This window comes from Marinobacter sp. tcs-11 (assembly GCF_002049515.1).
GTDB lineage: Bacteria > Pseudomonadota > Gammaproteobacteria > Pseudomonadales > Oleiphilaceae > Marinobacter > Marinobacter nauticus.
This window is the reverse complement of record NZ_LLYU01000001.1, coordinates 24,338-39,367: the sequence shown is the minus strand read 5'-3', so window position 1 is coordinate 39,367 and position 15,030 is coordinate 24,338. Positions and strand designations below refer to the sequence as shown.

15 protein-coding genes are annotated in these 15,030 nt (G+C 56.1%); 10 read left to right on the top strand and 5 right to left on the bottom strand.

Features of this window, described 5'->3' with window-relative positions:
• Window positions 1-148: 148 nt before the first annotated feature.
• On the top strand, window positions 149-889 hold the full coding sequence (locus ARC85_RS00160; RefSeq protein ID WP_286714101.1) for an enoyl-CoA hydratase/isomerase family protein: 741 nt from the start codon (window positions 149-151) through the stop codon (window positions 887-889).
• Here the strand turns inward: ARC85_RS00160 and ARC85_RS00155 are convergent.
• Entirely contained in the window at window positions 886-2,478 is a 1,593-nt protein-coding gene (locus ARC85_RS00155) for a class I adenylate-forming enzyme family protein (protein ID WP_286714100.1), read from the bottom strand. The two genes, ARC85_RS00160 and ARC85_RS00155, sit on opposite strands and share 4 nt — an antisense overlap.
• A gap of 140 nt (window positions 2,479-2,618) precedes the next feature.
• On the opposite strand from ARC85_RS00155, the gene ARC85_RS00150 reads away from it, so the two are divergent.
• From ARC85_RS00150 to ARC85_RS00120, 7 genes are all read left to right on the top strand, one after another.
• Window positions 2,619-3,413 carry an SDR family NAD(P)-dependent oxidoreductase gene (locus ARC85_RS00150; protein WP_199457873.1) on the top strand — a complete coding sequence of 265 codons (795 nt, stop codon included), beginning with the start codon at window positions 2,619-2,621 and terminating at the stop codon, window positions 3,411-3,413.
• A complete protein-coding gene (locus ARC85_RS00145) occupies window positions 3,413-3,853 on the top strand; it encodes a PaaI family thioesterase (protein ID WP_286714099.1) in 441 nt (146 codons plus the stop codon). The genes ARC85_RS00150 and ARC85_RS00145 overlap by 1 nt, the downstream gene beginning before the upstream one ends.
• Window positions 3,854-3,919: 66 nt before the next feature.
• Entirely contained in the window at window positions 3,920-5,122 is a 1,203-nt protein-coding gene (locus ARC85_RS00140; RefSeq protein ID WP_278351218.1) for an acyl-CoA dehydrogenase family protein, read from the top strand.
• A gap of 34 nt (window positions 5,123-5,156) precedes the next feature.
• A complete protein-coding gene (locus ARC85_RS00135; protein WP_031210154.1) occupies window positions 5,157-5,924 on the top strand; it encodes an SDR family NAD(P)-dependent oxidoreductase in 768 nt (255 codons plus the stop codon).
• 80 nt (window positions 5,925-6,004) lie between these two features.
• Window positions 6,005-7,069 (top strand): phosphotransferase, encoded by a 1,065-nt coding sequence (locus tag ARC85_RS00130; RefSeq protein ID WP_278351219.1) that lies wholly within the window; start codon window positions 6,005-6,007, stop codon window positions 7,067-7,069.
• Window positions 7,070-7,083: 14 nt separating this feature from the next.
• Window positions 7,084-7,863: a 5'/3'-nucleotidase SurE gene (gene surE / locus ARC85_RS00125; RefSeq protein WP_286714098.1), complete on the top strand. Its 780-nt coding sequence runs from the start codon at window positions 7,084-7,086 to the stop codon at window positions 7,861-7,863.
• A 25-nt stretch (window positions 7,864-7,888) separates the two neighbouring features.
• Window positions 7,889-9,547 carry a long-chain fatty acid--CoA ligase gene (locus tag ARC85_RS00120; protein WP_286714097.1) on the top strand — a complete coding sequence of 553 codons (1,659 nt, stop codon included), beginning with the start codon at window positions 7,889-7,891 and terminating at the stop codon, window positions 9,545-9,547.
• 81 nt (window positions 9,548-9,628) lie between these two features.
• Here ARC85_RS00120 and ARC85_RS00115 read toward each other — a convergent pair whose 3' ends face one another.
• The 4 genes from ARC85_RS00115 to ARC85_RS00100 all read right to left on the bottom strand — a co-directional run bounded on the left by ARC85_RS00115 (window position 9,629) and on the right by ARC85_RS00100 (window position 13,354).
• The gene (locus ARC85_RS00115) at window positions 9,629-10,084 is read right to left on the bottom strand and encodes a MaoC family dehydratase (RefSeq protein ID WP_058342383.1); all 456 of its coding nucleotides are present in this window, start codon (window positions 10,082-10,084) and stop codon (window positions 9,629-9,631) included.
• A gap of 32 nt (window positions 10,085-10,116) precedes the next feature.
• Entirely contained in the window at window positions 10,117-10,878 is a 762-nt protein-coding gene (locus tag ARC85_RS00110; protein ID WP_286714096.1) for a class II aldolase/adducin family protein, read from the bottom strand.
• A 126-nt stretch (window positions 10,879-11,004) separates the two neighbouring features.
• On the bottom strand, window positions 11,005-12,147 hold the full coding sequence (locus tag ARC85_RS00105; protein WP_286714095.1) for an acyl-CoA dehydrogenase family protein: 1,143 nt from the start codon (window positions 12,145-12,147) through the stop codon (window positions 11,005-11,007).
• A 10-nt stretch (window positions 12,148-12,157) separates the two neighbouring features.
• Window positions 12,158-13,354 carry an acyl-CoA dehydrogenase family protein gene (locus ARC85_RS00100; protein WP_023008963.1) on the bottom strand — a complete coding sequence of 399 codons (1,197 nt, stop codon included), beginning with the start codon at window positions 13,352-13,354 and terminating at the stop codon, window positions 12,158-12,160.
• A gap of 319 nt (window positions 13,355-13,673) precedes the next feature.
• Between ARC85_RS00100 and ARC85_RS00095 the strand changes: the two genes are divergently transcribed.
• Both ARC85_RS00095 and ARC85_RS00090 read left to right on the top strand, forming a co-directional pair.
• Window positions 13,674-14,294 (top strand): porin, encoded by a 621-nt coding sequence (locus tag ARC85_RS00095; RefSeq protein ID WP_286714094.1) that lies wholly within the window; start codon window positions 13,674-13,676, stop codon window positions 14,292-14,294.
• A 36-nt stretch (window positions 14,295-14,330) separates the two neighbouring features.
• Window positions 14,331-14,978, top strand: a complete 648-nt coding sequence (locus ARC85_RS00090; RefSeq protein WP_286714093.1) for a DcaP family trimeric outer membrane transporter — start codon at window positions 14,331-14,333, stop codon at window positions 14,976-14,978.
• The last annotated feature ends 52 nt before the right edge of the window (window positions 14,979-15,030 follow it).

The window sequence follows — 15,030 nt, the reverse complement described above, 5'->3', positions numbered from 1 at the left end:
TTATAGTTGCATTGCTCTTGTTTCGCAGTGCAGAATATAAGACTGCACCGTGAACTGTTGTTGTTCGACTTTATCACAAGATTTGCCATTTGCAATAGGACGTTTTTCTCCTGTTTCAGAGGGGGAGGGCGACACCCAGGAGATGTACATGATTAAGAAATATAGCCAAGAAAAAGCGATCCATCTTGTCATAGATCGTCCGGATAAAAAGAACGCCCTGAACCGAAGCATGTATGAGCAGCTGGCAGGTTATGTGCGGGAGGCAAGTTCTGACCAGAACGTGCATGCCGTCGTCATCTCGGGTGCTGAAGGTGTGTTTACCGCCGGTAACGATCTTGATGATTTCCGGGCGCGGGCTACGGACGAAAACCCGAAACCCTCTGCCGGCCTTGCTTTCATTGAAGAATTGATGGCTTGTGATACTCCGGTGATAGCGGCGGTGGAAGGGTTGGCGATTGGTATTGGCACCACTATGTTGCTCCATTGCGACAGCGTGTTTGCGGGGCGCTCGGCCAGGTTCAAAGCTGCCTTTGTCGATTTGGGATTGGTGCCGGAGGCTGCTTCAACTGTGACCATGCCATTGCACCTTGGCTCTCGTATGGCTGCTGAATTGCTGTTGCTTGGTGAAACCCTGGATGGCACCCAGGCCGGTGAGTGTGGCCTGGTAAGCCGGGTGGTAGATGATGGGCAGGCTGTGGATTCGGCCCTGGCCCTGGCGGGCAGGCTGGGAGAAAAGCCCCGAGAGGCATTGCGGGCCAGCAAGCGTTTAATGAAGGCGCCATGGCGCGACCAGGTGCAGCAGGCATTGGAGCGGGAGCGCGGTGTGTTCAGTGAGCGCTTGCGTTCCGATGACTGCCGTGATGCCCTGAATCGTATGCAGCGCCGTTAACCGGCGCTGTTTTCCCAGTAAGGCGTTCTTAGCTCCCGCTTCAAGACCTTGCCAATGGTAGAGCGAGGCAGTTCCTGTCGGAACTCTACGGCACTCAGACGCTGGGTCTTGCCCAGATGCTGGTTGGCCCAGTCCCGGATTTCCTCTTCTGTTTCCTGGCATCCGGATTTCTTTACCACCAGAGCGAGGGGAGTTTCGCCCCATTGGCTGCTGGGTATGCCGATAACCGCAGCATCGGTTACCGCAGGATGGCTGAGGACGACTTTTTCCAAGTCTACAGCGTAGATGTTGAAACCGCCGGAAATAATCATGTCTTTCCTGCGGTCGAGAATATGAACAAAGCCGTCTTCGTCAATGCGGCCCATATCGCCGCTGCGATAAAAGGCAAGTCCGTCGGGGCTTTGCCACAGCATCTCCCTGGTCTGCTCCGGGCGGTTTACGTAACCCCGCATCATGGAAATCGCGCGCCCGACAATCTCGCCGATCTCACCCTGGGGCAGCTCCTTGCCATCTTCGCTGACCACCCTTACTTCAGCCCCTTCGGTGGGCAGTCCGACGGTATCCCATTTGTCCGGGTAGGCAGCGCAGTCGAGGCTGGTGGAAATGCCGCCTTCTGTGAGGCCATAGACCTCCCGGATATTGCCTGGCCAGCGTTTCATGGTTTCGGCGATCACATGGGCCCGTAGCGGTGCACTGGTACAGAGCTTGAGCTTGAAGCTTGAAAGGTCAAACTGGTCGAAGTCCGGAACCGCCAATATGCGTTCAAACTGCACGGGCACCAGCATGGCGTGGGTGACTTTGTGCTGTTCTGCCAGTTCAAGGAAGCGACGGGCATCAAACTTGGCCATCAGCACGAGGGTGCCGCCATAGAAAATGGTCGGTAGCACCGATACCAGGGTGGTGTTGGAGTACATTGGTGTCGATACAAGGTTAATGGCTTCACCGTTGAGCCCGAACCGGCTCATCCTGACCATTTGCCGCTGGCGGAACCGGTAGTCGTGGAGTATGCCCTTGGGCGTTCCGGTCGTGCCTGAACTGTAAATGATGTTGAACGGATCGTTCAGCGTTAACGACGCCGGGTCTGGCTCGGCGGGAATCGAGCCCAGCCAGTCCTTTAAATGCTGTCCGGCATCATCGTTGTCCAGCCCGATCACCTCATCGTCATTCAGGCCGGCCCGGGGGCTGGCTTCGGCCCAGATATCGAGGTTTTTACGGGAAACGAACAGGAACCTGGAGCCGCAGTCACGAATCATCAGAGCCAGGGATTCGCCGCTGGCCATACCGGAAAGCGGTACCATGCAGCCACCCGCCACCAGGGTTCCCAGATAGAGGGCCACCATTTCCCTGCTGTTTTCCGACAAGGCCGCAACGCAGTCGCCTTTTTTAAGGCCGGCTTGTCGCAGCCTGTTGGCAATGCGGTTGACCTCATGCAGCAGGCCGGCCCAGCTGAGTGCTCCCTTTTCGTCGATGATTGCGGTCTTGTCGCCTTGTCCGCTGGCAAAGGCCTGAATACGAAAACCGATGGCCTCCATGGCTTCGCCGGAGTCAGTGGGAGCGTATACGGGCATTTCGTCAAATCGCGTTTTCATTTTGTCATCCTTTGATGTTGTAGTTTTGCTAGATGAAATTAACTTCCAATTATATTGACTCATAACCGTTGCGCGTGACAAATTATCTGGAAAGCAAAATAGAACACACAAAAATAAATCATGTTAGCGGGGAGAATTTCATGGGGCGATTTGATCAGCGAGTGGTAATCGTCACCGGGGCCGGAAGTGGTATCGGGCGGGCAACCGCACTCAGGCTGGGTCGCGAAGGGGCATCCGTTGTGCTTGTTGATGTCGCCGAGGGCGGCTTGCTCGAAACCGAGAATCAGATGGCTGATGGTGTATCTGTGCTGCGTCGGGTGGCAGATGTTGCTGATGAGGCTGCGGTAACTGCCCTGGTAGCCGAAACCATGAAGACCTTTGGCCAGATTGATGTGCTGTGCAATATCGCCGGTATCGCCAGTATTTCCGGAGCCCATCCGCCGGTCACCGAGAACAGTCGTGACGAGTGGGAGAAAGTGCTCGCTGTAAACCTGCTGGGAACGATGCTGACGATAAAGCACGTTGCACCTCACATGCAGGCCCGCAAGAAGGGCAGCATTGTCAATACTGCATCTGTTGCCGGTATTCGTTCGGGGGCTGGAGGCAATGCCTACAGCGCATCAAAGGCCGGCGTGATCAACCTGACCATGACCGCAGCCTGTGATCTGGGGCTGGACAACGTGCGGGTAAACGCAGTTTGTCCCGGGCTGGTTGAAACCGGTATGACCCAGAAAGTCTTTGACTATGCCCGGGCACACGAAAAGGCCCACAAGCTCGGCTCCCGTTGTGAGTTGCGCCGTTATGGCGATCCCGCGGAAATTGCTGCCGCCATCCTTTTTCTCGCCAGTGACGATGCCAGTTACATTACCGGCCAGGCCCTGGCCGTTGATGGCGGGAACACCGCGTCCCTCAACCTGCCTGGAATGAAAGTCTGATGAGCAACAGTAGTCTGCACATTACCGGTGGCAAAGACTTGCCGGGTTTTCACAACATGCTGGGCTACCGGCAGGTGTCGTGGGAAGAAAACGAGGCCGTGATCGAGCTGGAAATCCAGGCGGATCACCTGAATCTGGGTGGTGTTATCCATGGTGGAGTGCTGACCTCCCTGCTGGATATTGCCATGGCCGAAGCCGGCACCTACTGCCCCTACCCCGGGCGCATGCGCAAAGCCATTACGCTTTCGCTGACCACCACGTTTACCGGGCAGTGCACCGGGGGCCTAATCCGGGTGACCGGTCGTAAGCGCGCGGGTGGAAGCCGGATTTTTAACAGTACCGGTGAAGTTCACGACGAGCAGGGCAATCTGCTTGCAATCGGTGAGGGTACTTTCCGGATACGTTCTGGTAGTGAGAAACCTGAAGGCGTTCCCGTCTGAATGCCTGCTAACGCGATTGCCGGCGTTAGTGGCGGTCGCAAATAACTGAACAGAGAGGAAGCGGATATGTTCGAGCTGTCTGACAAGGCCAAGAAACTGCAGGCCGAATTAACCGAGTTCATGAATGCCTACATCTACCCGAATGAAGAGAAGCATCACCATCAGGTGGCAACCGCAGAAAACCGTTGGGCACCGGTTCCGATCATTGAAGAGCTGAAAGATAAGGCCAAGGCTGCCGGGCTGTGGAACCTGTTCCTGCCAGAAAGTGACCTGGGTGCCGGACTGACAAACTTCGAGTACGCACATCTGTGCGAGATTATGGGCCGATCCGAGATGGCTCCTGAAGTATTCAACTGCTCCGCGCCGGACACCGGCAACATGGAAACCATTGCACGTTACGGTAACGAGGAGCAGCAGGAACAGTGGCTGAAGCCGCTTCTGGATGGAAAAATCCGTTCCTGCTTTTCCATGACCGAGCCGGATGTGGCTTCCTCTGACGCAACCAACATTGCTTGCGAGATTCGTCGTGAAGGTGACGAGTACGTTATCAACGGTCGTAAGTGGTGGTCTTCAGGTGCCATGACCACCACCAGCAAGATTGCCATCGTTATGGGCAAAACCGATCCCAGCGCTCCCAAGCACCAGCAGCAGTCGATGATTCTGGTGCCACTGGATGCACCCGGGGTGAAAATGATTCGCCCGCTGACGGTATTCGGTTATGACCATGCGCCGCACGGCCACGCCGAGATTCACTACGACAACGTGCGGGTGCCGGTCAGCAATATCCTGCTGGGTGAAGGTCGCGGCTTTGAAATTGCTCAGGGTCGCCTCGGGCCGGGCCGTATCCACCATTGCATGCGCACCATCGGTGTCGCCGAGCGTGCCCTTGAACTTATGTGCAAGCGCGCGAATGCCCGTGAGGCCTTTGGTCGCCCGCTGTCCGAATTTGATTCCATCCGGAAAGACATTGCCCGCAGTCGCATCGACATCGAGCAGGCTCGCCTGATGACCCTCAAGGCGGCCCATATGATGGACACCGTTGGCAACAAAGTGGCCCGCCAGGAAATCGCCATGATCAAGGTGATTGCCCCGAGCATGGCCCTGAAAGTTATCGATCGTGCAATTCAGGTGCACGGTGGTGCCGGTGTTAGCCAGGACACCTTCCTGGCATCTGCCTGGGCCAAGGTCCGTACCCTGCGCCTGGCCGATGGCCCGGATGAGGTTCACCTGGATTCCGTAGCCAAGCTTGAACTGCGTCAATACCGCTGAAACAGCTGTTACCCAGAGTAATAAGGATTCGGAAATGACTAATCCATTATTTGATATGACCGGGAAAGTGGCGGTTATTACAGGCTCCACCAAGGGCATTGGCCGGGCCATTGCCGAAGAAATGGCCCGCTGTGGCGCCCGGGTTGTGATCTCCAGCCGCAAGGCTGAAGCCTGTGAGCAGGTTGCCAGTGAAATGCGGGCCCAGGGCTTTGATGCCATGGCTATCGCTTGCCACGTCGGCAAGAAGGAAGACCTGCAAAACCTGGTCGACAAAACTAATGAAGCCTGGGGCACCATCGATGTTCTGGTTTGCAACGCCGCGACTAACCCAGTGTATGGTCCGACCGCGGAAATGACTGACGATGCCTGGGACAAGATCATGGACACCAACGTCAAGGGAACCTTCTGGCTCACCAATATGGTGCTGCCACAGATGGCCGAAAAAGGCTCAGGTTCTGTGGTGCTGCTGTCCAGTATTGCCGGTATTCGCGGCAACACCACTATCGGCACTTACGGTGTGTCCAAGGCGGCAGAAGCTGCCCTGGCGCGCAACCTGGCCGTTGAGTGGGGGCCGAAGGGTATCCGTGTGAACAGCATTGCGCCGGGCCTGATCAAGACCGATTTTGCCAAAGCGCTTTGGGAAGACCCGGTTCGCGTAAAGCGGGCAGAAGACAAAACCCCGCTTCGGCGCATCGGTGATCCGATCGATATTGCCGGCCTGGCTGTTTTCCTGGCGACCCCGGCCAGTGCCTACATTACCGGGCAGGTGATTGTTGCCGACGGTGGTGAAACCATCTGCTGATACCGGGAAACCGGAACACCCCTGCCGCCGGGCCCTGTCTGGCGCCAGGGGTTATCAGAACATAACGACAAGAGATAATCATGAGCATGACTCCAGAGCTGGTAGCGGTTCTGCCAGCCCACAAATTCGATGAAGCCCGCCTGCTCAACTGGCTTCAGCAGGCATTGCCGGACTTCGGTAACCAGATGGACGTGAAGCAGTTTCAGGGCGGGCAATCCAACCCTACCTTTCTGCTGGATACCGGCAACAGGCGTTATGTACTGCGGAAGAAGCCCCCGGGAAAGACGCTGCCTTCGGCTCACATGGTGGAGCGGGAATACCGCGTTATGCGCGCGCTCGCTGAACACACGTCCGTTCCGGTACCCAATGCTCGCGTACTGTGTGAAGACAGTGAGGTCATTGGCACTCCCTTCTACGTGATGGATTTTCTGGAAGGCAGGATTTACTCCCATTCGGCACTCAAAGAGTTGGAGCGTGATGAGCGAATGAGGGCTCATCACTCAGCCATCGACACGCTGGCAGCTTTGCACTCCGTGGATGTCAACGCTATTGGCCTGGCAGATTACGGCCGCCCGGAGGGTTATGTGTCCCGTCAGGTGGCTCGCTGGAGCAAGCAATATCTTGCATCCCGGACGGATGACCTGCCGGCTATGGACAAGCTGATGTCCTGGTTGCCGGAGAATCTCCCGGCCAGGGATGAGACTTCGATTGCCCACGGTGACTATCGGTTTGGCAACCTGATGCTGGCACCGGATCGCCCGGACGTAATCGCGATCCTGGATTGGGAACTGTCGACTCTCGGGCATCCGCTGGCAGACCTCGCCTATTACTGCCTGCCATACCACCTGCCTGCTGATATGCCCGGTATGCGTGGCCTGAATGGCGAAGATCTGCAGGAGCTTGGTATACCAAGCGAGCAGGAAACCATTGCCCGGTACTGCGCGCAAACCGGCAGAGACGGCATTGATGACTGGCACGTATTCCTGTCGTTTTCGTTATTCCGGCTGGCAGCCATTCTTCAGGGTGTGTACAAGCGGGCCCTGGATGGCAATGCTGCCAACGCCAATGCGCTGGAAGTTGGCAAGCGTGCCAGCCTGCTGGCGGATATCGGCTGGCAAATCGCTTGTGAAGGCCGGAAGCCATGAGCGGAGAAGCGATTATGCAGGGCAAGATTGCCAATCGAATTCTGATTACCAACGATGACGGCATCAATGCGCCGGGTATCGCGATCCTTGAAACCATTGCCCGGCGGTTGGCCGATGAGGTTTGGGTTGTGGCTCCGGAACATGATCGCAGCGGAGCTGGCCAGAGCATATCCATTCACAGTCCGTTACGGGTTTATCAGGTTGGGGCTAATCGTTATTCGGTGTCTGGCACACCGGCCGATTGCGTGTTGTATTCCCTGGCCGAGTGGTTCGGGGAAACACCGCCAGACCTGGTGCTTTCCGGCGTAAACTGCGGTGCGAACATCAGTGATTCGGTCCAGTACTCCGGTACCGTTGGCGCGGTACTGAGTGCACACCACATGAACATTCCGGCCATTGCGCTGAGCCAGGCTTACCTGAACCGGGACGACGTCCGCTGGTCGCCGGTGGAAACCCTTGCTGAAGCTGTCATTCGCAGACTTTACCGCCCCGGCCAGGTTCTGGCGTGGAATGTGAACTTTCCAGCCTGTGAAGCGGCCGATATTACCGCAGCCCGATGGTGTCGGCAGTCCAACGGCTCTATCCAGAAGCCAACACTGGTCGCTGGTCGTGATGCGCGCAGCCTGCCTTACTGGTGGCTTGGTTTTGACCGGAGCTCACGCCACATTGTGGCGCCGGATGCGGATGTGACCGTACTTCGTGAAAAAGCCGTTGCCATTTCACCGTTACGCCATGACGAGCCCTTGCCCGGGGCTGTTGATTATTTTGATTTGTCCGCTCAAGCGGTTGACTGAATTAACCCAGGGGGAGAACAAGAATATGTTTACACGCCACTACAAGGTTTGGCCGAAAGATCTGCCCAAAACCATGACCCTGCCGAAAACCAGTCTGTACACCAACCTGGAAGTCTCGGCACTGCGTTATCCGGACCATAATGCCATCGTTTTCTACGATGCGCCCATGACCTATGCCCGGCTTAAGCGAGAAGTCGATACTATGGCGGGTTACCTGCAGGCCCAGGGGGTCAAGAAGGGTGATCGGGTCCTGCTTTATATGCAGAACTCCCCGCAGTATGTGATCTCCTACTATGCCATCCTGCGGGCCGACGCCGTGGTTATTCCTGTGAATCCCATGAACCGCGCGGCGGAGCTTGAGCACTATATTTCGGATACTGGCTCCACGGTGTGCATGGCGGGCCAGGAACTGGCGGGCTTCATCGCGCCGTTGATTGGTGAGACCAACCTGGAACAAGTGATTGTTGCGTCTTACAACACCTACATTAACCCGGAAACCGACCTGACGTTGCCGGCTGAAGTTGCTGCGCCCGCGTGGTCCAGAGATATACCGGGAGTGGTTACCTGGGAGGCGGCCCTGGAAGCCGGACACAAGCCCGGTGAACATACTGCCGGCCCGGATGACCTTGCCGTTATTCCGTACAGCTCCGGTACCACCGGGGCACCCAAGGGCTGCATGCACACTCACCGGTCGGTGATGGCGACAGCCGTGCACCGGGTATTCTGGAATCTGTCCACTCCGGATAGTGTTCAGCTATCCACGCTGCCGTTCTTCCACGTAACCGGCATGACTGGCTCCATGAACGGTCCCATATTCTGCGGTGCCACTTCTGTCATCATGACCCGTTGGGACAGAACCACAGCGGCACGTTTGATTGAGCGTTACAAGGTTACCGGCTGGACCAACATCGTCACCATGGCGGTGGACTTCCTGTCGAATCCGGAGCTGGGCAAGTACGACATCAGCAGCCTGAATATGATTGGTGGTGGTGGTGCCGCCATGCCGGTTGCGGTCGCCGAGAAGCTCAAAAAGCTGACGGGCCTTGATTACATTGAAGGCTACGGTCTGTCTGAAACCATGGCAGCGACCCATATCAATCCAACCAAAAGCCCCAAGCCCCAGTGTCTGGGGATCCCGGTGTTTGATGTCGACAGCCGGATTATCGACGTGGATACGCTTGAAGAGAAAGCTGTCGGAGAAACCGGAGAGATCGTGTCCTGCGGGCCTCAGGTCACGCTGGGCTACTGGAATCGCCCGGTGGATACCGAGGCTTCATTCGTCGAAATCGATGGCAAGCGTTTCTTCCGCACCGGCGATCTGGGTTACTACGATGAAGATGGTTACTTCTTCATGGTGGATCGGGTCAAACGCATGATCAACGCGTCTGGCTTTAAGGTCTGGCCGTCTGAGGTAGAAGGGTTGATGTACCGTCACCCATCCATCCACGAAGTCTGCATTATCTCTGCCCCGGACCCCAAGCGTGGTGAAACGGTCAAGGCTTGTATTGTACTAACGCCTGAGGCTGAAAGCACAACAACCAAGGATGACATCATCAGTTGGTGTAAGGAGCAAATGGCGGCCTACAAGGTGCCAACCATCATTGAATTTGTTGATGAGTTGCCAAAATCACCGACCGGAAAGCTGATGTGGCGGGCACTTCAGGAGCAGGAGTGGCAGAAGTAGCTTGCACAACACTGGAAGTTAGGAAGGCGGCTCCCCCCCCCACCCTCAGGGCTTGCCGCCTTTTTGCACTGACCGGAAAACTCAGACCACGTACATGGCCAGATTTTCCAGTACGCAGGCTGGCTTGTCTTCGTTCCTTATTTCCACCACGGTCTGGTAGGTGGCCAGTAGGCGGTGATCATCCACCTGCTTCAGGGATGCCAGCTCAACCCGGGACCGGATATCCGAGCCAGCCTTCACCGCCGCCGGAAAACGCAGCTTGTTCAGGCCATAGTTGATGGTGGCTGAAGTACCGGTCACCTTGATGACCTCGCTGTTGAGCTTGGGGATCAGTGATGCCGTCAGGTAGCCATGGGCTACCGGGCTCTTCCAGGGTGACTCCCGGCTGGCCCGGTCGACATCCACATGGATCCACTGATGGTCGCCGGTGGTTTCGGCAAAGGCGTTTATCATGGCCTGGCTCACGGTTACCCAGGGGCTGTGGCCAATCAGCATGCCCTGATAGGCTGCCAGTTCATTAATATCAACAGTAATCATAGGACCTTCCTGATAGTGGATTGATGAAGGGCTCAAACGTTGTAGCCAGGAGACCTGGCATCAAGCAGTCTCAGAAGGGCGGGCCAGGTAAGCTTTGCTGCCTTGCCGAGTGAGCCTGATTGATCCGCCGTGGTGTCGATAGCCTGTTGGGTGGGCATGTATACCGGGCCACAGCTCTGCGCTTTTACCTGTATCTCGCAGGCCTTCATCAGGAAGTAGAGGTAAGTGAAGGTTTCCGGCACATCGCGGCCCACGGTCAGAATGCCGTGATTTCGCAAGATCATCATGGATTTGCTACCCAGATCCCGGATCAGGCGCTCCCTCTCATCAAGGTTGAGCGCTACGCCTTCATATTCGTGGTAACTCAGGTGCTCAAGGCACAGCATGGCGGTCTGGCTCAGGGGCAGTAGGCCATCACGGTGGGCTGATACCGCAACACCATCTGCTGCATGCAGGTGCATGACGGCTCCGGCATCTTCACGCCCCATATGTACGGCACTGTGGATGGTAAACCCCGCCGGGTTAACCCTGCGCAGCCCGCCAGCCTCCACGACTTCGCCATTTTGGTCGACTTTCACCAGGGATGAGGCGGTCATTTCATGGAACAGCAATCCGTAGGGATTGATCAGAAAGTGATGATCAGGCCCGGGCACCCGGGCCGACAGATGGGTGAACACCAGGTCGTCCCAGCCAAAGAGGGCTACCAGTCTATAGGCAGCAGTCAGTTCGGTTCTTATTTTCCATTCGGCTTTTCTCAGATCAGCCTGCATTTCGTCCGGGTGGTTTTTTGTCATGATTGTTCCTCCGCAGAGAATGATTACTCAAGGTTATTCCGGGCATAAAAAAGGGGTGGCATAGGCCACCCCGAAAGAGGGTCCTGACTGAATGTGGAGACAGACCCAAGGTTCACTGATTTGGTATCAGTTGGCTTCCAGCAGAGCGGCATAGCGCTCAAGATGGAAGTCATCATCGCCCAGCTGGTGGTTGATCATCACCAGCCGCTTGGCGTAATGGGCAAAGTTGTATTCCCAGGTCATGCCAATACCGCCGTGGGACTGAACGCCCTTTTCCGAAATAAACTGGGCGCTGCGACTAATTACGTTTTTAGCGGCCGCAATTACCCGGCGGCGTTCGTCGCTCTGAGACTCATCAGCCACACTGGCGGCAAGGATGGCCATTGAACGAGCCTGCTCCAGTTCGGACATCATGTCGGCCATCCGGTGCTGAAGCACCTGGAACTTTCCGATGGGCACACCAAACTGCTTGCGCTGTTTGAGATAGTCCAGGGTCAGGTCACAGGCGACTTCCATAACGCCGACAGCTTCACCACAAAGAGCGGAAATGGCACGGCCAACCTGGTATTCAATAACATCGGCAGCCTCACCTTCGTTGCCCAGCAGAGCGTTTGCGCCGACTTTGACGTTGTTCAGGAATAGATCGCAGCCCTTCGCGCCGTCGATGGTCGGGTAGCTGCGACGCTCCAGGCCATCAGCGTTGGCGTCGATGACAAACAAGCTGATGCCAGAGGCATCACGGCTGGTGCCAGAGGTGCGAGCAGAAACCACCAGCAGGTCGGCACTATGGCCACCGATTACAACCGCTTTGCGGCCGTTAAGAACATAGCCGCTGTCGGTTTTCTCGGCGGTGGTTTCTACGTCGTTGGTGTTGTAGAAGCTCTGGGGCTCCTGCAGGCCAACGGCTACCTGGGATTCGCCTGTTGCAATGCCGGCCAGCCACTGTTCTTTCTGCTGTTCATTGCCGGCCTGGCTAATTAGCCCGCCACCAAGAACCACAGATTGAAGGTACGGCTCGATGCACAGGCCGCGGCCCAGCTCGGTCATCACGCTTTGAACTTCAACGCCGGTGCCGCCAAAGCCGCCGAGTTCCTCGGGGAATGGCACCGCCATCAGGCCCAGTTCGCCCAGTTGCTTCCAGAAACTTTCACTGAAGCCAAGCTCTGATTCGCTGTATTCCAGCCGTTTTTCGAAGCTGTACTCACCGCGAACCAGACGAGCCACGGTGTCCTGCAGCATTTGCTGCTCTTCGTTGAGTCGGAAATCCATGGTCGCCTCCTTAAAGTCCCAGAATCATTTTCGAAACGATGTTCTTCTGGATCTCGTTTGATCCACCGAAAATAGACAGCTTGCGGTTGTTGAAGTAATGGGCAGCCAGAGGCGCAGCATCCGGGTCAGACAGGAATTCGCCGTCATAGGCCTGGTCCATCTCTTCTTCAACAAACGGAATGGCGTAAGGTCCGATCGCCCGGCGTGCCAGGTCGTTGATGGCCTGGCGAATCTCGGTGCCGCGCACTTTCAGCATAGAGCTTTCCGCTCCCGGAACGCCGCCGCCTTCTACCGAGGCAACAATTCTCAGGTTGCTGATCGCTGCTGCCATCAGGTCGATTTCGACCTGCGCGATACGTTGGCTGAAGGTCGGATCCTGAATCAGAGGTTTGCCGTTCTTCACCCGACGGCTGGCCAGCTGCTTGAGGTGTGTCAGTGCTGCCTTGGACAGGCCGATGCCCGCCAGGCCGGTACGCTCGTAGGTGAGCAGGTACTTGGCGTAGGTCCAGCCTTTATCTTCTTCACCCACCAGGTTCTCGACGGGAACCTTCACGTCTTCGAAGAAGACTTCGTTAACTTCGTGCTCGCCGTCCAGAGTGATGATCGGACGAACGGTGATGCCCGGGGTATTCATGTCGATCAACAGGAATGAGATGCCTTCCTGCGCCTTCACTTCTGTGTTGGTGCGAACCAGGCAGAAGATCATGTTGGCGTGCTGGCCCAGCGTGGTCCAGGTCTTCTGGCCATTAACGATGTAATGGTCGCCTTCGCGTACAGCCCGTGTTTTCAGGGAAGCCAGGTCAGAGCCGGCGCCCGGCTCGGAATAACCCTGACACCACCAGTCTTCGCCGCTCAGAATCCGGGGCAGGTACTGCTGCTTCTGTTCTTCGGAGCCGAACTTGATGATGACCGGGGCCACCATATTTACGCCGAAGGGAATGGAGCGGGGCACACCGTAACGGCAGGACTCTTCATCCCAGATGTGCTTCTGGACCGGTGTCCAGCTGACACCCCCGTACTGTTCCGGCCAGTGCGTGGCGTACCAGCCTTGCTCGCTGAGAATTTTTTGCCACCGCTGGTGGTCTTCCTTGCTCAGCTTGCGAAAGCCTTTCACCTTGGCTGCGATGTCTTCAGGCAGCTTGGCATCCAGAAATGCGCGAACTTCATCGCGGAAAGCCAATTCCTCGGCTGTGTAATTCATGTTCATAGGTAACCCTCACCGTGCTCTTAGCGAAAATGTATACCGCATAGCAGAATTGTTCCATGATCCATCAACCAAACGGTGGATGTCAATGCTAACGGAATCAACTGTCAAAAAATGCATCGTTGTAGACATGCAAAAAGATAAATGGACTTGTTGATCTAAAATTCTTCATCTATATTCGTCGTCGCGGAAGATGGTACTGCATAATGAAATGCAAATAACCAGCAGTTCCGTTGTGCGGAATTATTGCGCGAAGGTATGTGCCAGTCCCGTAGATTTAACAATAAAGACGCTAACCAACTCCGATGCGAGGTTTTTCAAGATGACAACAACAACAACCCGTTTTGCCACCCATCCGCTGGTCCGCGCCGTAGCCCTGGCGGGTGCACCTCTGCTGATGCTTGGCTCGGTAACTGCCCAGGCGCAGAGCAACACAGAGCTGGAAGAGCTGCGTGAGCGCATCCAGGTTCTGGAAAGTCATGTGTCGACTGCCCCTGAGGCGCGGGACGACAACCCATATCTGTTACGTGAAGGCAAGGGGATGAAGATTGGTGATACCACGATTACATTTGGCGGGTTCATCAAGGCCGATGTGATTTTCGGATCCAACGGTAATGGAATCAGCAACGGTTACTCCATTGGTTTGCCCCGGACGCTTGCCAAGGCGGCCAATGAAGGTGAAAGCGACTGGAAAACAGGCTTCTCTGTCCGTGAATCTCGTATCAGCATTGGTACCAAGACCGAGGATGTTGCCGGCCATGATTTGACCACGTACATCGAAATGGATTTCAACACCGCGGCTGATGCTCCCGGCAATGAAGTTGTCTCAAACAGCTATAATCCGCGCATGCGGCAGGCGTATGGCTCCTGGAATGGTTGGGATTTTGGCCAGACCTACACAACCTTTACCGATCTGTCTGCATTGCCAGAGATTCTGGACTAAGGTAAACAGGCTGCCTTTATCTATGCCCGACAGCCGATGCTCCGCTATAACATGTCCGCTCCGGGTGGCAAGTTGATGGTCGCCCTCGAAAACCCGGAAGATGGTTTTGGCTCTGAATCCTATGGCGATCAGTCCTATCCGGATCTCGTAGCGCGCTATCAGACTCGCGGCAACTACGGTTTCTACTCTGTTGCGGCCCTGCTGCGCCACCTGGAAGATGATGCTGCGGAGGACACCAAGGCAGCCGGTGCTGTATCTCTGAGTGCCCGTATTCCTACGTTTGGGCGTGATGACTTGCGTCTGCAATACAGCTATGGAGCGCTTGGCCGTTACATGGGGCTGTTCACCTACCCGGATGTGGATCGGGCTGAGCAGGCGGCCGGAAAGGTTGAGCCGCTGAATACCTACGGGGTCACTGCGGCCTACCGTCACTTCTGGAATTCAGCCTGGAGAAGTAACCTGTCGGTTTCCCATACCGAGATTGTGGACGATCTGGACTTCTCTCCTGCAGGGACTCTCAGCTATTTCGACTCCTCCACCTCAGTCCACGCTAACCTGCTGTGGTCCGCTCATGAGAACCTTGCTCTGGGTCTTGAGTATGCCTACTGGGACTTTGGCGAGATCGCCGGCAGCGGCAGTCAGCAGTATGAGCAGGTAATGGCTTCCGCCAGGTTGTCATTCTGATCAGCGATTTCCGTTGAGTTAAAACGAATATTAGGTATTTCATCGCTTGCCC